The sequence below is a fragment of the Methylobacterium sp. Leaf112 genome (genome assembly GCF_001423295.1).
Taxonomy (GTDB): Bacteria; Pseudomonadota; Alphaproteobacteria; order Rhizobiales; family Beijerinckiaceae; genus Methylobacterium.
The window spans coordinates 67141-86070 of sequence record NZ_LMNG01000005.1; the positions used below are offsets into that span (position 1 = coordinate 67141).

The 18930-nt window shown below is 70.2% G+C and carries 16 protein-coding genes; 4 read left to right on the forward strand and 12 right to left on the reverse strand.

The features are described 5' to 3' along the window. Positions 1-36: 36 nt before the first annotated feature. The 5 genes from gatB to ASF52_RS22420 form a co-directional block, all read right to left on the reverse strand. On the reverse strand, positions 37-1509 hold the full coding sequence (gene gatB / locus ASF52_RS04515) for an Asp-tRNA(Asn)/Glu-tRNA(Gln) amidotransferase subunit GatB (RefSeq protein WP_056168323.1): 1473 nt from the start codon (positions 1507-1509) through the stop codon (positions 37-39). An 84-nt stretch (positions 1510-1593) separates the two neighbouring features. After that, positions 1594-1893: a hypothetical protein gene (locus tag ASF52_RS04520; protein ID WP_056168326.1), complete on the reverse strand. Its 300-nt coding sequence runs from the start codon at positions 1891-1893 to the stop codon at positions 1594-1596. A gap of 10 nt (positions 1894-1903) precedes the next feature. Further along, positions 1904-3385 carry an Asp-tRNA(Asn)/Glu-tRNA(Gln) amidotransferase subunit GatA gene (gene gatA / locus ASF52_RS04525; RefSeq protein ID WP_056168329.1) on the reverse strand — a complete coding sequence of 494 codons (1482 nt, stop codon included), beginning with the start codon at positions 3383-3385 and terminating at the stop codon, positions 1904-1906. 92 nt (positions 3386-3477) lie between these two features. Further along, on the reverse strand, positions 3478-3765 hold the full coding sequence (gatC, locus tag ASF52_RS04530) for an Asp-tRNA(Asn)/Glu-tRNA(Gln) amidotransferase subunit GatC (RefSeq protein ID WP_056168332.1): 288 nt from the start codon (positions 3763-3765) through the stop codon (positions 3478-3480). 109 nt (positions 3766-3874) lie between these two features. Beyond that, on the reverse strand, positions 3875-4060 hold the full coding sequence (locus ASF52_RS22420) for a hypothetical protein (RefSeq protein ID WP_156368890.1): 186 nt from the start codon (positions 4058-4060) through the stop codon (positions 3875-3877). 107 nt (positions 4061-4167) lie between these two features. Here ASF52_RS22420 and ASF52_RS04535 point away from each other — a divergent pair, with 107 nt between their 5' ends. Further along, on the forward strand, positions 4168-4707 hold the full coding sequence (locus ASF52_RS04535) for an SMI1/KNR4 family protein (RefSeq protein WP_056168335.1): 540 nt from the start codon (positions 4168-4170) through the stop codon (positions 4705-4707). Between the two features lie 73 nt (positions 4708-4780). Beyond that, entirely contained in the window at positions 4781-5272 is a 492-nt protein-coding gene (gene ruvX, locus ASF52_RS04540; RefSeq protein WP_056168338.1) for a Holliday junction resolvase RuvX, read from the forward strand. Between the two features lie 224 nt (positions 5273-5496). On the opposite strand, the gene ASF52_RS04545 is transcribed toward ruvX, so the two are convergent. Beyond that, complete coding sequence (locus tag ASF52_RS04545) at positions 5497-5757, reverse strand: hypothetical protein (RefSeq protein WP_056168343.1); 261 nt, start codon at positions 5755-5757, stop codon at positions 5497-5499. 225 nt (positions 5758-5982) lie between these two features. Here ASF52_RS04545 and ASF52_RS04550 point away from each other — a divergent pair, with 225 nt between their 5' ends. Next, entirely contained in the window at positions 5983-7155 is a 1173-nt protein-coding gene (locus ASF52_RS04550; RefSeq protein ID WP_056168346.1) for a hypothetical protein, read from the forward strand. Between the two features lie 7 nt (positions 7156-7162). Here the strand turns inward: ASF52_RS04550 and dprA are convergent, their stop codons facing one another. The 4 genes from dprA to ASF52_RS04570 are packed head-to-tail and all read right to left on the reverse strand — an operon-like array spanning position 7163 to position 11233. Beyond that, the gene (gene dprA, locus ASF52_RS04555) at positions 7163-8332 is read right to left on the reverse strand and encodes a DNA-processing protein DprA (protein WP_056168357.1); all 1170 of its coding nucleotides are present in this window, start codon (positions 8330-8332) and stop codon (positions 7163-7165) included. A gap of 38 nt (positions 8333-8370) precedes the next feature. After that, on the reverse strand, positions 8371-8979 hold the full coding sequence (gene plsY, locus ASF52_RS04560; RefSeq protein ID WP_244473690.1) for a glycerol-3-phosphate 1-O-acyltransferase PlsY: 609 nt from the start codon (positions 8977-8979) through the stop codon (positions 8371-8373). Further along, entirely contained in the window at positions 8976-10277 is a 1302-nt protein-coding gene (locus tag ASF52_RS04565; protein WP_056168359.1) for a dihydroorotase, read from the reverse strand. The genes plsY and ASF52_RS04565 overlap by 4 nt, the downstream gene beginning before the upstream one ends. Before the next feature lie 5 nt (positions 10278-10282). Further along, positions 10283-11233 carry an aspartate carbamoyltransferase catalytic subunit gene (locus tag ASF52_RS04570; RefSeq protein WP_056168362.1) on the reverse strand — a complete coding sequence of 317 codons (951 nt, stop codon included), beginning with the start codon at positions 11231-11233 and terminating at the stop codon, positions 10283-10285. 242 nt (positions 11234-11475) lie between these two features. Here ASF52_RS04570 and topA point away from each other — a divergent pair, with 242 nt between their 5' ends. After that, positions 11476-14247: a type I DNA topoisomerase gene (gene topA, locus ASF52_RS04575; RefSeq protein ID WP_056168365.1), complete on the forward strand. Its 2772-nt coding sequence runs from the start codon at positions 11476-11478 to the stop codon at positions 14245-14247. Between the two features lie 150 nt (positions 14248-14397). On the opposite strand, the gene parE is transcribed toward topA, so the two are convergent. Then, a complete protein-coding gene (parE, locus tag ASF52_RS04580) occupies positions 14398-16452 on the reverse strand; it encodes a DNA topoisomerase IV subunit B (protein WP_056168368.1) in 2055 nt (684 codons plus the stop codon). Between the two features lie 275 nt (positions 16453-16727). After that, positions 16728-18737 (reverse strand): PhoX family protein, encoded by a 2010-nt coding sequence (locus tag ASF52_RS04585; RefSeq protein WP_056168370.1) that lies wholly within the window; start codon positions 18735-18737, stop codon positions 16728-16730. Positions 18738-18930 lie beyond the last annotated feature (193 nt).

Here is an 18930-nt window from a genome sequence, read left to right on the forward strand (position 1 = left end):
TGCAGCCCTACCCTCGTGGGGAGGTCAGCGCGCCTCCTACTCGATGCCGAGCTTCGCCTTCAGCAGGGCGTTCACCGCCGCCGGGTTGGCCTTGCCGCCCGTGGCCTTCATGGTCTGGCCGACGAACCAGCCGAGGAGCGTCGGCTTTTCCTTGGCCTGTTGCACCTTGTCGGGGTTCTTCGCGATGATCGCGTCGATGGCCGTCTCGATGGCGCCGGTGTCGGTCACCTGTTTCATGCCGCGCGATTCGACCAGCGCGCGCGGGTCGCCGCCCTCGGTCCAGACGATCTCGAACAGGTCCTTGGCGATCTTGCCGGAGATGACGCCCTCGCCGATGAGGTCCACCACGGCACCGAGTTGATCCGCCGAGACCGGGCTCGTCTCGATGCCCTTGCCCTCCTTGTTGAGGCGGCCGAACAGCTCGTTGATCACCCAGTTCGCCGCGGCCTTGCCGTCGCGCCCCTTGGCCACCGCCTCGAAATAATCGGCCGAGGACCGCTCGGCGATGAGCACCCCGGCGTCGTAGGGGCTGAGCCCGTAGGCCTCGATGAAGCGCGCCTTCTTGGCGTCGGGCAGTTCGGGCAAGCCCTCGGCGAGCCGATCGACGTAGGCCTGGTCGAACTCCAGCGGCAACAGGTCGGGATCGGGGAAGTAACGGTAATCGTGCGCCTCTTCCTTGGAGCGCATGGAGCGGGTCTCGCCCTTGCCCGGATCGAACAGCCGGGTCTCCTGGGAGATGGTGCCGCCATCCTCGATGATGGCGATCTGGCGCCTTGCCTCGACCTCGATGGCCTGGCCGATGAAGCGGATCGAGTTGACGTTCTTGATCTCGCAGCGGGTGCCGAGCGGGTCGCCGGGCAGGCGCACGGACACGTTCACGTCGGCCCGGAGCGAGCCCTTCTCCATGTCGCCGTCGCAGGTGCCGAGGTAGCGCAGGATGGTGCGCAGCTTGGTCACGTAGGCGCGCGCCTCCTCCGACGAGCGCAGGTCGGGGCGCGAGACGATCTCCATGAGGGCGACGCCCGAGCGGTTGAGATCGACGAAGCTCTGGGTCGGGTTCTGGTCGTGGAGCGACTTGCCGGCGTCCTGCTCGAGGTGCAGCCGCTCGACGCCCACCGTGATCGTCTCGCCATCGGGCAGATCGACCAGCACCGTGCCCTCGCCGACGATGGGGTCCTTGAACTGGGAGATCTGGTAGCCCTGCGGCAGGTCCGGGTAGAAGTAGTTCTTCCGGTCGAACACCGAGCGGTGGTTGATCTGCGCCTTGAGCCCGAGGCCCGTGCGCACGGCCTGGGCGACGCATTCCTCGTTGATCACCGGCAGCATGCCCGGCATGGCCGCGTCCACCAGGGAGACGTGGTCGTTGGGCTCGCCCCCGAATTCCGTCGCGGCGCCGGAGAACAGCTTGGAGCGGCTCGTGACCTGGGCGTGGATCTCCATGCCGATCACGACCTCCCAATCGTGCAGGCCGCCCTTGATGAGTTTTTTTGGGTTCACGGCTGCGGTCATGATGGCCCAGGTTCAGCGTTGCGGAGCGCGGGTGAGCGCCGGAAGGGTGCAAGTCATCGAAGGTGGAAATGCCGGCCGGCGCGGTCAAGCGCGCAGGCGATAGAGCTGGTGCGCCAGGAAGCCCAGGGCACCCCACAGGAATCCGGCGATCCAGCGGATCGGGAAGAAGGTCGGTCCGTCGTGGCTCACCGGGGCCGGCCAGGGGATGCCGATGGCCGTGACGCCCCACGACACCAGCACGGAGACCGAGAAGGCCATCAGCGATACGAGGATGACCTTCACGAACTGATCCGACTTCCAGCCCATGACCAGCGCGATGGCGATCAGAACGGGATCGAACGCGGCCCAGATCCACTCGTTGAAGGCATAAACCGGGACGGTCATGGCCGCGCTTTCATGCCCACCACGCCGCCGGCAGTTTGGTCCGACCGGCGGCCGTCTCGATCACCTGGGCGGCGGCGAACAGGGTCTCCTCGTCGAAGGGCCGGCCGATGAGCTGGAGGCCCAGCGGCAGCCCCTGCGCATCGAGGCCGGCGGGCACCGAGAGACCGGGAAGCCCCGCCATGTTCACCGTGATGGTGAACACGTCCTGCAGGTACATCTCGACGGGGTCGCCCGAGCCCTTCTCGCCGAGCCCGAAGGCGGCGGACGGGGTGGCGGGGGTGAGGATCGCGTCGATGCCCGACGCGTAGGCCTCCTCGAAGTCGCGCTTGATCAGGGTGCGGATCTTCTGGGCGCGGACGTAATAGGCGTCGTAATAGCCCGCCGACAGCACGTAGGTGCCGATCATGATCCGGCGCTTGACCTCGCGGCCGAAGCCCGCCGCGCGGGTGTTCTCGTACATCCCGGCGATGTCCTTGCCGGGCACCCGCAGGCCGTAGCGCACGCCGTCGTAGCGGGCGAGATTGGAGGAGGCCTCGGCCGGGGCGACGATGTAGTAGGCCGGCAGCGCGTAGGGTGTGTGCGGCAGGGAGATCTCGCGCACCGTGGCGCCCGCGTCCTTCAGCATCTCGGCGCCGCGATCCCACAGGGCCTGGACCTCGGCGGAGAGGCCCTCGACCCGGTACTCCTTCGGAATGCCGATGGTGAGGCCCTTCACGCCACGCGACACCGCCGCCTCGAAGTCCGGCACGGGAAGATCGGCGCAGGTGGTGTCCCGCGCGTCCTGACCGGCCATGGAGCCGAGCAGGATGGCGCAGTCGCGCACGGTGCGGGCGATGGGTCCGGCCTGATCGAGGGACGAGGCGTAGGCCACCGTGCCCCAGCGCGAGCAGCGCCCGTAGGTCGGCTTGATGCCCACCGTGCCGGTGAAGGCGGCGGGCTGGCGGATGGAGCCGCCGGTGTCCGTGGCGGTGGCGCCGAGGCACAGGTGGGCGGCGACGGCCGCGGCGGAGCCGCCCGACGAGCCGCCCGGCACCAGCTTGGTGTCGGACCCGTTGCGCCGCCAGGGCGAGATCGTGTCGCCGTAGGCCGATGTCTCGTTGGACGAGCCCATGGCGAACTCGTCGAGGTTGAGCTTGCCCAGCATCACGGCGCCGTCGCGCCAGAGGTTGTGCGTCACGGCCGATTCGTAGTGCGGCTGGAAGCCTTCGAGGATCTTGGACCCGGCGGTGGTGGCGACGCCGTGGGTGCAGAACAGATCCTTGATGCCCAGCGGAATGCCCTCCAGGGGGCGCGCCGCGCCGGCGGCGATCTTGGTGTCGGCCACCTCCGCCATGGCGAGCGCGCGCTCGGGCGTCTCCAGGATGTAGGCGTTGAGGCCGCGCGCCTTCTCCATGGCGGCGAGATGCGCCTTCGCGAGATCGGTGGCGGAGAAGTCCTTGGCCTTGAGCCCGTCGCGGGCGTCGGCCAGGGTGAGTTCGTTCAAGGTGGTCATGGGCGTTCGGTCCTCAAGATCCCGACGGACCCCGTCGCCGGTCTCGGCGCCGAACGATCCTGCCAGGAGGCATCACGAAAACGGTGGCGGCGCTACTCGACCACCTTCGGAACGAGGAAGTAATGGTCCTCGGTCTCCGGCGCGTTGAAGACGATGTCGTCGGCGTGGCCGCCCTCCGTCACCGTATCGGTGCGCTTCTTCATCGCCATGGGGGTCACCGAGGTCATCGGCTCGATCCCCGTCACATCGACGGCGCCGAGTTGCTCGACGAAGGCCAGGATCGCATTCAGCTCGCCCTGGAGCGGCGCGACCTCGTCCTCGCTCACCGCGATGCGCGCCAGATGCGCGATGCGCCTCACCGTCGTTGCGTCGACCGACATGCTGCCTTGAGCCCCCAGGAGGATGCGCCGGGGCTTTGACGACCGCGACGGAACACGGCCGGGCTATAGCACCCGCCTTCGCGCGCTCGCAACGCCGGGCGATCCCGTCTCAGGCGATCATATGGCCGGCGCGGGCGGGCACCTCCACGGAGATGCCGGGCCTGTGGGGGTTGCGCTCGGCCTGCTGGAAGCCGAAGGCGACGATCTCAACGGCCAGGAGCAGCATCAGCTTGTGCCGGAACGGCATCGTCCGGCGGGCAACCGGGGCGGGGGGATTCGTTCCGGACAGGTTCATACGCACCACCCACGACGTTAACACCTTGTTAACGATGCTATGACCGGACGGTGCCGGCAAGGCCAGGGCGACGTTTGCTTAGGGTTAATGGACACGGAGACGACGGCATGTGGGACACGGTGTTCGCGCAGGGTGTGGCCGGACCGGTCTCGGGGGAGGCGGATCTCGCCCGCGCCGAGGCGGAGCTGGGCTTCCCCCTCCCCGCCTCCTACCGGGACTTCTGCCTGCGGTGGGGCGCAGGCCTTGCCGCCGGTCATTTTCGCGTCCTGATCCCCGGTCCCGCTCCGGAGACGGATCTCGTCACCGGCGCGGAGCTCATGGCCCACAGCATCGGCGCCGTCCTGTCGGATCGTCCCGACCATGGGTTCGAGGTGGAGGGCGACGATCCATCCGTGGTGGAGCGGGCCTGCTTCTTCGGCCGCTCGGAGGCGGGCGAGTTCCTGTTCTGGGATGTCGTCCCGGAGCGGCCCGAATACGAGATCTGGGTGATGGGCGCCGACCTCGAATCCGTGCGCTTCGGCGGGGCGGATCTCGGCGACTTCCTGCGGCGGGTGCAGACGCCGACCGTGCGCGGCATCCTCGGCATGGGTGCGGCCCCCCTGCCCTCGACCTTCGTGGGCGACGATCCGGCCCCCAGCACGCATTGACGGCGGCGGGCCCCCGGATTGCCACTCGGCCACGGATCGGTCAGGAGGGGCGGATCAGCGGAGAGCGAACGACATGACCGAGGCCGAGATCCGTGCCTTCGCGGAGGCGTCGCAGGGCGGCCGTCGTCTCATCGGAATCGATCTCGGCACCAAGACCATCGGGCTCGCCCTGTCGGATGTCGGGCGCCAGATCGCCTCGCCCCTGGAGACCATCCGCCGGGTGAAGTTCACGCCCGATGTCGCCCGCCTGCGCCAGCTCTGCGAGACCCACGGGGTCGGCGGCCTCGTCATGGGCCTGCCCCTCAACATGGACGGCAGCGAGGGTCCGCGCGTGCAATCCACCCGCTCCTTCGTGCGCAACCTGAAGCCGCTCCTCGACCTGCCGGTCCTGTTCTGCGACGAGCGCCTGTCCACGGCCGCGGTCACCCGCGCCCTCATCGCCGCCGACGCCTCGCGGGCCAAGCGCGGCGCCGTGGTCGACATGCTGGCCGCCGCCTACATCCTCCAGGGGTGCCTCGATCAGATGCGGGGGGTGCTGGCGGACGAGGCGGCGGACGACGCGTGAGGTGCGGGGCCCGCACGCGTCGGCGGCGGAGCTTTCGCCCCGCCGCCCGTCTCTCGAGCCAAATGGTGTCGGCGTCGGCCCGCCCCCGCGGCACCGTGCGCGCTACGAGGCCAGCATCGCCTGGGATGCGCCGACCAGGGTGAAGATCAGGCCGCCCGCGATGGCGCCGATCATCGCGTAGGAGAACCCCTTCAGGACCATGGGTGTCACCGCCTCCGTCCGGATCAGCAACGGTTGCCGCCGGAGGTCTGGCCGTACTGCATGACCGGAAAATTCTGCTGATTGGCGTTGCCCTCGGCGGCCGAGCTCATCGGGCAGCCACCGTATGACGGCACCCGGGACGGAGCGTTGATCGAACCGGTCGTCTCGACATCGTAGGGGGTGAACGCAGTGTCGCGCGCGGGGCGCTCGAATGCCATCGCAGACGAGATCGGAGCAACGCCAAGCACGAGAGCGGCGGCGATGGCGGCGATACGGGTCTTCATTGTGATACTCTGTTTCCTTTGCAGGTCGAACCGACAAACCGGTTCGTTTCTCTCTGTCTGAGCTACAGATGGGGAGCGTCAGCTTGGCGTGACGTGTCGAAGCGCACGCAACCCTGCCGAACCGGCCGATGCGTTGTTTCGAGGGCTTCGGACGCGAACCGAATTCCCCTGCACGGGCCGATGCTTTAGCGAGCCTGAGGGTAGATCTGCGGGGTTGAGCCAGGAATGTTCGAGCGGGACGTGAACCGAGCCGGGTCCGCGAGACGTGCACGGGCGGCCTGTGGCGCCCTGCTGCTGCTCGCGACGGGATCGGCCGCACCGGCGCAGGCTCCCGATCCGCGCATCCTGCCCGCGCAGCCGGCCTACGCCCGCAACGCCGCGTGCGCTCCGTTGCGGATCGCCATGCCGCCCGGCACGCACCGGCTTCCGGGCGACGCCCTGATCTCGCCCAAACCTGCCGAGATTCCCATCGGCCAGGGCGACACCGCCATCTGCTTTGCCTACGCCACCGCCGACATGATCTCCCAGCGCGTCGGCCGGGCCGTCTCGCCCCTGGATGTGGCCGGCAAGTTCTACTTCGCCGATCCGGCCCGGCTCGAAGGCCTGCCCGATCCGGCACTCCGGGCGCATCTGAGGGCGCATCCGAACCATGCGGCCGACATCGCCTGGAGCCGGAACGCGGCCGACATCAATCCCGTCGGCAACCCGGGCCTGCAGCCCTACTTCGACAAGCTGGAGGGCGGCGAGGAGGATGCCGCCGCCCTGCTCTACAACCTCGACGGCCTGTGCGAGGAGCGCGACCTGCCCTCGCACGAGGGCTACGCGCATTTCACCCCCACCTACGCGGCCCTGCGCTTCGGCGCTCCCTTGCGCGCACCGAACCAGTGCCTGCGCCGCGTCGGGGCGACGGTGGGCAAGCTCCGCTCGCGCGGGGCGGACGCCTTCAACGACGCGTGGCTTGCGCGGGTCGAGACCCTGTGCCGGCGCATACCCCTGCCCGTGCCCCTGCTGCCGGTCTCGACGCGTGTCGCCGCCAACCAGCTCGACTTCATGGCGATGCTGGAGGCGGGCCGGCCGCCGGCGCCCCGGGACATCACCCGCCTGCTGGCCCGGGTCGATTACGCCCTCGACCATGGCCGGGCGCCGACCATCGGCTACAGCTGGTACATCCTGCAGGACCGCGACCCGAAGGACCCGGATCTCGCCGCCGACCATTCCAGCGCCGTCATCGGCCGGCGCCGGACGGCGGGCGGGTGCCAGTACCTCGTCCAGGACAACACCGGCGAGTATTGCGCCCGGATGCGGCCGGACATCGCCGGCCGCTGCGACAACGGCCGGGTCTGGCTGCGGGAGGACGAGCTGCGGCGCACCCTCTACAGCGTGATCTATCTGCGCTGAGCCGCCCTCACCCCACCAGGGACACCGCCCCGCTCCCATGCCGCTCGATGCGCCCGTCGAGTTCGAGTTCGAGGAGCGTCGTCTGCACCACGCGCACGCTCAAGCCCGCGGCCCGGGCGAGGTCGTCGGTGCCGATGGGGGTCGGGCTGAGGAGTCCGATGAGGCGGGCGCGGTCGTCCGCAGGCTCGGGCGGCTCGAGGGCGTCCACCGGCATCGGCAGCACGATCCCGTCGACGTCGAGTTCGTCCCAGAAGATCGGCGCGTCGGCGAGATCGGGACGGTCGAGGGCGAGGGGTTCCGTACCGTAGGCCTCGCGTTCGATGAGGGGGGCCACAGCCTCGAGGACGTGAGCGGCCTCCGCCACCAGGGTGGCGCCCTGGCGGATGAGGTCGTTGGTGCCCTCGGCGCGCGGGTCGAGGGGCGAGCCCGGCACGGCGAAGACCTCGCGGCCCTGTTCCAGGGCGAAGCGCGCGGTGATGAGGGAGCCCGAGCGCCGCGCCGCCTCGACCACGACGGTGCCGAGACTGAGGCCCGAGATGATGCGGTTGCGCCGGGGGAAATCGCGGCCCCGCGGCTCCCAGCCCATGGGCATCTCGGCCACCACCGCCCCGCCCGCCTCCAGGATCGCCTCGACGAGGGCGGCGTGGTTCGCCGGATAGATCCGGTCGTGCCCCCCGGCCAGCACCGCCACGGTGCCGGGCAGGAGGGCGGCCTTGTGGGCGCGGGCGTCGATGCCGCGGGCCAGCCCCGAGACCACCACGAGACCGGCCGCGCCGAGGTCCCGGGCGAGGCGCTCGGTGACGCTCAGGCCGGCGGCCGAGGCGTTGCGCGAACCCACGATGGCGACCGCCGGCCGGTTCAGGATGGCCGGGTCGCCCCGCACGGCGAGGAGCGGCGGCGCGGAATCCGCCGCCTGGAGGAGTTTTGGATAGTCGGCCTCGCCCGAGGCCACGAGACGGGCGCCGATGCGGGCCGCGGCGGCGAGTTCGGCTTCGGCCTGCGCCCGGGTCGGCGGCGTGACCCGCCGGCCGGCGCGGCCGGTGATGTTCGGCAACGCCTCCAGGGCGGCGCCGGCCCCGCCGAAGCGGTTGATGAGGGTGCGGAAGGTGCGGGGGCCGATGCCCTCGGCGCGGATGAGACGGAGCCAGTCGAGGCGCTGGGCATCGTTGAGTTGCATCGCCCTGCCCCATCACGGTCGGGCGGCGTCGGTGGTCCTCAGCCCTTCTGCCCGATGCGCCCTTCGGTGCCGGCGAGGAGCCGGCGGATGTTGGGCGCGTGCTTCCACCATAGCAGGGCTGCGAGCAGGAGGAAGAGCCATGCAACCCCTGGCTGTCCGAGCGCCCACAGGACGACGGGCGTGGCGGCCGAGGCGGCCAGCGCCGCCAGCGACGAGTACCGCAGGCCGAAGGCGAGGCCGAGCCAGATCGCCGCGAAGGCGGCGAGCGCCACCGGACTCAGCGCCAGGAGCACGCCCAGGAAGGTCGCGACCCCCTTGCCGCCCTTGAACCCGAGCCAGACCGGGAACAGGTGGCCGAGGAAGGCGCCGAGCCCCGCCGCCAGGGCCGGCTCCAGGTTGAACTGGAGACCGATGAGCACGGCCGCCGTTCCCTTGAGGGCATCCCCCAGGAGCGTCGCGGCGGCCAGCCCCTTGCGGCCCGTGCGCAGGACGTTGGTGGCGCCGATGTTGCCCGAGCCGATGGCGCGCACGTCCCCGAGACCGGCCATGCGGGTGAAGATCAGGCCGAAGGGGATCGAACCGAGGAGGTAGCCCCCGGCGAGACCCGCCAGCAGCATCGGCACGGAGGCGGCCTCGGCGTAGGTCACGCGAAGCCCCCATCCCGGAACACGATGCGCCCGCCGACGAGGGTCAGCAGGGCCGCGCCCTGGAGGCGCGCCTCGTCGAAGGGCGAGTTCTTCGAGCGCGACTTCAGGCGGCGCTTGTCGAGGATGTAGGGCACGTCCGGATCGATGAGCACGAGGTCGGCCGGCGCCCCCACGGCGAGGCGTCCGGCCTCGCGGCGGAGGATCTTTGCCGGATGCGTCGTCAGTGCGGCGAGCAGGCGCGGCAGGGCGATGTCGCCGGTGTGGACGAGGCGCAGGGCGGCGCCCAGCAGGGTCTCGATGCCGAGCGCCCCGTCGGCGGCCTCGGCGAAGGGCAGGCGCTTGGTCTCGACGTCCTGCGGGTTGTGGTCGGAGACGATCACGTCGACCACGCCCTCGTTCAGGGCCGCCACCAGGGCGAGGCGGTCGCTCTCGTGGCGGAGCGGCGGCGAGAGTCGGCAGAAGGTGCGGTAATGGCCGATGTCGCCCTCGTTGAGGACGAGGTTGTTCACGGACGCGCCGCAGGTGACGGGCAGGCCGTCGTCCTTCGCCCGTCGCACGATCTCGATGGAATCGGCGCAGGAGATCATCGCCGCGTGATAGCGGGCGCCGGTGAGGCGCACGAGGCGGATGTCGCGCTCCAGCATCACCGTCTCGGCCTCGCGCGGAATGCCGATGAGCCCGAGCCGGGAGGCCATCTCGCCCTCGTTCATCACCCCCTCGCCGACGAGGTCGGGCTCCTCGACGTGCTGCATGATCAGCGCGTCGAAATCCCGGGCGTAGGTGAGGGCCCGGCGCAGGACCTGGGCGTTGGTCACGGCCTTGAGGCCGTCGGTGAAGGCCACCGCCCCGGCCTCCTGCAGCAGGCCGAATTCCGTCATCTCGCGGCCCGCGAGGCCCTTGGTGATGGCGGCGGCCGGCAGCACCGTGACGCAGGCCGTGTCGCGGGCCCGGCGCAGGACGAAGTCGACGATGGCCGGCCCGTCGATGACCGGGTTGGTGTCGGGCATGCACACCAGGGTGGTGACCCCGCCGGCGGCGGCGGCCGCGCTGGCGGAGGCCAGGGTCTCGCGGTGCTCGGCGCCGGGCTCGCCGACGAAGGCGCGCAGGTCGACGAGGCCGGGGGCGAGGACGTGCCCGCCGCAGTCGACGGTCTCGGCCCCCTCGGGGGCGGCCGGGGCGGCGCCCCAGGCGAGGTCACCGATGCGCCCGTCGCGCACGAGGACGTGGCCGGGGGCCTGCCGGCCGGTGGCCGGGTCGCAGAGGGTGGCGTTGGTGAGGAGAAGGGGAGGATGGGCCATCGGACTCACGCGTTCGGCAGGTGCGTCGCGAGGGCTTCGAGCACGGCCATCCGCACGGCCACCCCCATCTCGACCTGCTCGCGGATGAGGGATTGCGCCCCGTCTGCGACCTCCGAAGAGATCTCGACGCCGCGGTTCATCGGCCCCGGATGCATCACCAGGGCATCGGGGGCAGCCAGCGCCAGCTTGTCGCCGTCGAGGCCGAAATAGCGGAAGTACTCCTTCACCGAAGGCACGAAGGAGCCGTTCATGCGCTCGCGCTGCAGGCGCAGCATCATGACGATGTCGGCCCCCGCCAGCCCCTTGCGCATGTCGGTGAACACCGCGACGCCGAATCGGTCGAGGCCCGTGGGAAGCAAGGTGGACGGACCGATCACCCGCACCCGGGCGCCGAGCGCCTGAAGCAGGATGATGTTGGAGCGGGCGACGCGCGAATGCAGGACGTCGCCGCAGATGGCGACCGTGAGGCCCTCGATCCGGCCCTTGTTGCGGCGGATGGTGAGCGCATCCAGCAGCGCCTGGGTCGGATGTTCATGGGCGCCGTCGCCGGCATTGACCACGGCGCAATCGACCTTGCGGGCGAGGAGATGCACGGCGCCGGCCGCGTGGTGGCGCACCACGATGATGTCGGGGCGCATGGCGTTGAGGGTCGCGGCGGTGTCGACGAGGGTCTCGCCCTTCTTCACCGATGAGGAGGCCACCGACATGTTCATGACGTCGGCGCCCAGCCGCTTGCCGGCGAGCTCGAACGAGGCCTGCGTCCGGGTGGAGGGCTCGAAGAACAAGTTGATCTGCGTGCGCCCGCGCAAGGTCGTGCGCTTCTTCTCCACCTGCCGCGACAGCGCCACGGCGGCGTCGGCCCGCTCCAGCAGGGCCTCGATGTCGGGGCGCGACAGGCCCTCGATGCCGAGGAGATGGCGGTGGGGGAAGCCGGGCGGAGTCGGGGCGCTGGTCATCACGGGGGTCAGCGCTACAGCGGGTGCGCCGCGCCCGCAAGACGGAGGTCATTCGGAGGCGCGCGACGCAGCCGGCAAAGTGTCCCCATTTGACATCGCCCGAGGGTTAACCCACTTCATGCCCCGCAAAAGGCCCCTGCCCCGGCAGGCGGTCCGCCTTGCCGCATCCACCGCAGCGTGCGCAAGCGCGCAACCGGTTCGTTGTCGGACCAAGGCCCTCTCGAGAGGCTCGGAATCCCTCCATGAAAGTTGTCGTCGTCGAGTCGCCGGCCAAGGCCAAGACGATCAACAAGTACCTCGGCCGCGACTACGAGGTCCTCGCCTCGTTCGGCCACATCCGCGACCTGCCGGCCAAGGACGGCTCCGTCGATCCGGAAGCCGACTTCCACATGCTGTGGGAGCTCGACGAGCGCGGCTCGAAGCGGGTCTCGGACATCGTCAAGGCGCTCAAAGGTGCCGACGGCCTGATCCTCGCGACCGATCCGGACCGCGAAGGCGAGGCCATCTCCTGGCACGTGGTCGAGGCGCTCAACGCCCGGCGCGCCCTGAAGGGCATGCACGTGGAGCGGGTGACCTTCAACGCCATCACCAAGGCGGCGGTGGACACCGCCATGCGCAACCCGCGCCAGATCGACCAGGCCCTGGTCGACGCCTACCTGGCCCGCCGGGCGCTGGACTACCTCGTCGGCTTCAACCTCTCGCCGGTGCTGTGGCGCAAGCTGCCGGGCGCCCGCTCGGCCGGCCGCGTCCAGTCCGTGGCGCTCCGCCTCGTCTGCGAGCGCGAACGCGAGATCGAGGTGTTCAAACCGCGCGAGTACTGGTCCCTCGTCGCGACCCTGACGACCGACACCGGCGCGGTGTTCGATGCCCGGCTCACGGGCGCGGACGGCCGGAAGATCCAGCGCCTCGACGTCGGCACCGGCGAAGAGGCGGCGGCGTTCAAGCGCGACCTCGAACTCGCGACGTTCTCCGTCGGCAGCGTCGAGGCCAAGCCGGCCAAGCGCCACCCCGCGCCGCCCTTCACCACCTCGACCCTGCAGCAGGAGGCCTCGCGCAAACTCGGGATGGCCCCGGCCCAGACCATGCGGGCGGCCCAGAAGCTCTACGAGGGCGTCGAGATCGGCGGCGAGACCGTGGGTCTCATCACCTACATGCGGACGGACGGCGTCGACATGGCGCCCGAAGCCATCGCCGACGCGCGGCAGGTGATCGCCAAGGAATACGGCGAGCGCTACCTGCCGGGGGCGCCGCGCAAGTACAGCACCAAGGCCAAGAACGCGCAGGAGGCCCACGAGGCCGTGCGCCCCACCGACATGGGCCGGCTGCCCAAGACCGTCGCCCGCACGGTGGATGCCGAGCAGGCCAAGCTCTACGAACTCATCTGGACCCGCACGGTGGCGAGCCAGATGGAATCGGCCGAACTGGAGCGCACCACGGTGGACATCGTGGCGAGCGTCGGCCCGCGCAGGCTCGACCTCAGGGCGACCGGGCAAGTCGTGAAGTTCGACGGCTTCCTCACCCTCTACCAGGAGGGCAAGGACGACGAGGAGGACGAGGACGGCCGTCGCCTGCCGCCGATGAAGGCCGGGGACGCCCTCAAGCGCGAGCGCATCGCCTCGACCCAGCACTTCACCGAGCCGCCGCCGCGCTACTCCGAGGCCAGCCTCGTCAAGCGCATGGAGGAACTCGGCATCGGCCGGCCCTCGACCTACGCGGCGATCCTGCAGACCCTGCGCGACCGCGAATACGTGAAAATCGAGAAGAAGCGCCTGGTGGCCGAGGACAAGGGCCGCCTCGTCACCGGCTTCCTCGAGAGTTTCTTCAAGCGCTACGTCGAGTACGATTTCACAGCCGATCTCGAAGGGCAGCTCGACCGGGTCTCCAACGCCGAGATCGACTGGCGCGAGGTCCTGCGCGATTTCTGGAAGGACTTCTCGGCCGCCATCGCGGGCACCAAGGAACTGCGCGTCACCGAGGTCCTCGACGCCCTGAACGACCTGCTCGGCGCCCACATCTTCCCCGAGAAGGCCGACGGCTCGAACCCGCGCACCTGCCCGACCTGCGGAGCCGGCCAGCTCTCGCTCAAGCTCGGCAAGTTCGGCGCCTTCGTGGGCTGCTCGAACTACCCCGAGTGCAAGTACACCCGCCAGCTCGCCGCCTCTGGCGTCGACGGCGACGGCGACGGCTCGTCGGAGAACGGCGGCCAGCCCGGCACGCGGGTGCTCGGCACCGATCCGGTCTCGGGGCTCGCCGTCACCGTGCGCGACGGCCGCTTCGGCCCGTTCGTGCAGCTCGGCGAGGCCTCGACGGACAAGGAAGCGGCCAAGCCCAAGCGCTCCTCGATCCCGAAGGGCCTCAGCCCGTCGAGCGTCGATCTGGAGAAGGCCCTGAAGCTGCTGTCCCTGCCGCGCGAGGTGGCGAAACACCCCGAGACCGGCGAGCCGATCCTGGCCAATCTCGGCCGGTTCGGGCCCTACGTGCAGCACGGCAAGATGTACGCGAATCTCGGCCGCGACGACGACGTGCTGGAGATCGGCGCCAACCGGGCCATCGACATCATCGTCGCCAAGGAGCAGGGCGGGGGCCGGCGCGGGCCTGCCGCCGATCCGGGCCGGGCGCTCGGCAACCACCCCGAGACGGGCAAGCCCATCGTGGTGAAATCGGGCAAGTACGGCCCCTACGTCACCGACGGCACCACCAACGCGACCCTGCCGAAGACCCAGGCGGCGGAGGACATCGACCTGCCCCAGGCCCTGGAGCTCATCGCCGCCCGCGAGGCGTCGGGCGGCGGCGGCAAGAAGCGCGCCCCGGCCCGCAAGGCGTCGGCGAAGTCGGCCACCGCCAAGAAAGCGCCGGCGAAGAAGGCAGCCGCGAAAAAGGTGGACGACGCGGGCGACGCGCCGGTGAAGAAAACCGTGACGCGCAAGGCCCCCGCGAAGAAGGCCGACGCCGAGGCCCCCACCAAGGCGGCCAAACCCGCGCCCCCGCGCAAGGCGGCGGCCAAGAAGGCCTGATCCGGGATTCCGGGTTTCCGAAGGGATCATCCCTTCGCGGGTGCCGGGCAGAGCCCGACACGATGTCCAGGGCCAGCCCTGGACCCGCGAAGGGCGATGCCCTTCGGGGCCCGGAGCCCCTTCGCTCCGGGCGATCGGCCCGGAGCCGGATCAGATATCCAGCTCGGCCCCGTCGGCGAAGGCCGCGCGTTCGGAGATGAAGGCGAAGCGGGCTTCGGGCTTGTTGCCCATGAGACGCTCCACGGCGTCCCCCGTGGAGACGCGGGCATCCTCCAGGACCCCGACGCGCAGGAGCGTGCGCTTCTTCGGGTCCATGGTGGTCTCCTTCAGCTGCGCCGGCATCATCTCGCCCAGACCCTTGAAGCGGCCGATCTCGACCTTGGCGCCCTTGAACACGGTCTTGATCACCCGCTCCCGGTCGGCGTCGTCGCGGGCATAGGCCGTCTTGGCACCGTGGGTCAGCCGGTAGAGCGGCGGGATCGCCAGGTAGAGGTGCCCCTTGTCGATGAGTTTGGGCATCTGCCGGTAGAAGAAGGTGATCAGCAGCGAGGCGATGTGGGCGCCGTCGACGTCGGCGTCGGTCATGATGATGACCTTCTCGTAGCGAAGGTCCTCCAGGCGGAACGCGTTGCCGGTGCCGCAGCCGAGCGCCTGGGTCAGGTCGGAGATGAGCTGGTTGGCACCGAGCTTGTCCCGGCTCGCCGAGGCCACGTTGAGAATCTTTCCGCGCAACGGAAGAATGGCTTGGCTGGCACGGTCGCGCGCCTGCTTGGCCGAGCCGCCGGCCGAGTCGCCCTCGACGATGAAGATCTCCGAGCCGGCCATGCCGGCCTTGGAACAATCGGCGAGCTTGCCCGGGAGCCGCAGCTTGCGCGTGGCGGACTTGCGCGCGACCTCCTTCTCCTGGCGACGGCGCAGGCGCTCCTCGGCCCGGTCGATCACCCAGTCGAGGAGCTTGTTGGCTTGGGCCGGCGAAGCAGCGAGCCAATGGTCGAACGCGTCGCGGATCGCCGTCTCGACGATGCGGGACGCCTCGACGGTGGCGAGCTTGTCCTTGGTCTGGCCCTGGAACTCCGGCTCGCGGATGAAGACCGACAGCATCGAGGCGCAGGTCGCCATCACGTCGTCGGTGGTGACCGCCGTCATGCGTTTCGCCTGGTTCACGCGCTCGGCGTGCTCGCGCAGGGCCCGCAGCAGGGCGACGCGCAGGCCGCTCTCGTGGGTCCCGCCTTCCGCCGTCGGGATCGTGTTGCAGTAGGAGGCCGAAATGCCGTCGTCGACCACCATCCAGGCCACCGCCCATTCCAGGGACCCGTGGCCGCCCGGTTTGGTGATCTTGCCCGAAAAGATCGCGTCGGTGACGAGTTCCTTGCCCTCGAGATCGCGGGCGAGATAGTCGCGCAGGCCGCCGGGAAAGCGGTGCACGGTCTCGGCCGGCACGTCGTCGATCCCTTCCAGCAGGGCGGGGGCGCAGCGCCAGCGGATCTCGACGCCGCCGAACAGGTAGGCCTTGGAGCGGGCCATCCGGAACAGGCGGCGCGGATCGAACTTCAGCGCCCCGAAGATCTGCGGGTCGGGATGGAAGCGCACCCGGGTGCCGCGCCGGTTCTGCACCCGGCCGACGGTCTCCAGGGGCCCCTGAACGTGGCCGCGCGAAAAGGTCTGGCGGTAGAGGGTCTGGGCACGGGCGACCTCGACCTCGAGCTCGTCGGACAGGGCGTTGACCACCGAGATGCCGACGCCGTGCAGGCCGCCGGAGGTCTCGTAGACCTTCGAATCGAACTTACCGCCCGCGTGAAGGACGGTCATGATGACCTCCAGCGCCGACTTGTTGGGGTATTTCGGGTGCGGGTCGACGGGGATGCCGCGCCCGTTGTCGGTCACCACGAGGTGGCCGCTCTCCTCAAGCTCCACCTCGATGAAGCTGGCATGGCCCGCCACCGCCTCGTCCATGGAATTGTCGATCACCTCGGCGAAGAGGTGGTGCAGGGCGCGCTCGTCGGTGCCGCCGATATACATGCCGGGGCGGCGGCGCACCGGCTCCAGGCCTTCCAGCACCTCGATGGTGGAGGCGTCGTAGCCGGCCTCCGCCGAGAGGGCGGGCGAGGGCGCGGGGACGATCGCAGCCTCGAGCTTGCGACGCTCGGCCGGCTTGGGCGCGGGCACCTTGCCCTTCGCGAAAAGGTCGCGGGCGGGGTCGCTCACCGGATCGCTCCGCGCAGGGGATGGCACGCCCGCGGGCTTCGCGGACCGGATCGCAGAGGGGGACCGTGCAGCATTCGCCTTCATCCTCTGACCATACCGGAACAAACCGGAAACAGAAAGGGGCCTTCACCCTCGGGGCAGGGGTACGGTCCCCTGCCCTGCGGGCCGCACACCCCCTGCCCTGCAGGGCAGGATACCCCATTGCATGGGATGGGGTTGGTTAAGAAGGGCTGACGGTCGCGGGAACCCTTTTACGGCCGGGGTCGATTCGAGACTCAGGTGCCGACTCGCCCGCCGCCGTGCCTGGTGATCGCCACCACGGCTGGGCGCGGCGGCAGGGCCGGATCGAAGTCCGGCCAGCGGGTCGAGGGTGCCTCGAAGGTGGCGGGCGCGGCCTTGGGATCGTCCTCGTCGGCCTCGCCCGGATGCTGGACGGCGACGAAGAAGGTGGTGTCGTCGGGGGTGAAGTAGGGGCCGCACATCTCGGCCCCGCAGGGCACCCGGAAGAAGTGCTTGCCCGTTCCGCGCCCCTGCCCCTCCGTCTCCATGGCCCAGATGCCGTCGGCCCGGCCCGTGCGCGAGGCCGAGTTGCCGTCGGTGGCGACCCAGAGGCGTCCCTGCCCGTCGACGGCGCAATTGTCCGGCATACCGAACCAGCCGTCCTTGGTGGTGGCCGACGAGAAGGTCGCCCCGACCGCCGCGATGGCGGGATCGCCGCAGCGCACCAGGATCTCCCAGGCGAACCCGAGGGCGGCGTGGTCGCCATCGTCGGGGGTGAGTTCGACGATGTGGCCGAAGCGGTTGTCGGCGCGGGGGTTCACGGCGTCGACCTGATCAGGTTTGCGCTTCCCGTTGTTGGTCAGCATCACGTAGACCTTGCCGGTCTTCGCGTTGGCCTCGACGTCCTCCGGGCGGTCCATCTTGGTGGCGCCCAGGAGATCGGCAGCCAGCCGCGCGCCGATGAGCACATCGGCCTGGCTGGCAAAGCCGTTGGCGGGCGTCAGAGGTCCCTCACCGAACACCAGGGGCATCCAGGCGCCGCGCCCGTCGGGGTCGAACCGGGCGACGTGGAGCGTGCCGGCATCGAGCAGGTCGCGGTCGCCGCTATCGGCCCGGCCCGCGGTGACGAACTTGTAGACGTAGTCGAAGCGCTCGTCGTCGCCCTGGTAGACGACGTATTGTCCTTGCCTGGCGACGATGCCGGCCGCCCCCTCGTGCTTGAACCGGCCCATGGCGGTGCGCTTCTTCGGGACGGAAGTCGGATCGAACGGATCGATCTCCACCACCCAGCCGAAGCGGTTGGGCTCGTGGGGCGTCTGGCCGATGTCGAAGCGCTCGTGGAACCGGCCCCAGGCATAGGCGGAGTTCGGCAGGTTGAAGCGCCTGTGGTTGGCGGCCTCGGCGGAATCCTTCGGCAGGGCGCCCGAGAAGTAGTAATTGATGTTCTCCTCGCAGGTGAGCCACGTGCCCCACGGGGTCGTGCCGCCGGCGCAGTTGTTGATCATGCCGTGGACGGCGCGGCCGCTGGGGTCGGCGGCGGTCCTCAGCCGTTCGGAGCCGGCGGCGGGGCCGGTGAGCACCATCGGCGTCTCGGCGGTGATGCGGCGGGCGTATCGCGAATCCGGCACTACGGCCCAGCGGCCGTCCGTGCGCCGGATCTCGAGGACCGAGCCGCCATGGGCCGCCATCTCGATCCCGACGAGTTCCTTCGTCATCCCCGCGAAGGCCACGTCCCGGATGTCCTGGCGCCCGAGGCCGGGGAACATGAGCTCCTCGTTGGTGTACTCGTGGTTGACCACCAGGAGCCCGTGGGCGGCCGGGTCGGCGGCCCCCGGCATGGGGAAGTAGCCGACGAAGTCGTTGTTGTAGCCGAACTGCTGCGCTTGCGCGGCGGCCGACTGGTTGCGCGGGTCGAAGGCCGGGGCGCCCGGCAGCACGGGGTCGCCCCAGCGGATGAGGATCTCGGCATCGTGCCCCGCCGCCACGTGGTGGTGCGTATCCGAACCGGCTTGGATCTCGGCGAAGGGGAAGCGCGTCGGCGACGGATCCCGAGCGGCGAGACCTTGAGCGGCGAGACCTTGGGCGGCTCGGGCCTCCCCGGCGGCCAGGGCACGGGGCGTCACCACGGCGGCGATGGCGCCGACACCGAGGAGGCCGCGCAGCAGGTCGCGCCGGTCGAAGCGCGCGGCGACGACATCCCCGAAGGTGGCATTGGGGCTGGTGTTCGAGCCGGCATCCTCGGCGGCCTCGGCCGCCTGCGAGCGGGTTCGCGTCGGCTGCGTCATCGATCGGCTCCGTGAATCCTTCAGAAACCCGCCTCCTAGCGACCGCCCATGGCATCGGCGTGACGGTCCCGCGCACACGAAAAAGCCCGGCCTCCCGGCCGGGCTTCTCACGATGACGGGAGTCCGGTGGCGCTCCGAGGGAGCGCCGGTCGGGTCCTAGTACGAGCCGAACTTGTAGTTCAGGCCGGCGCGG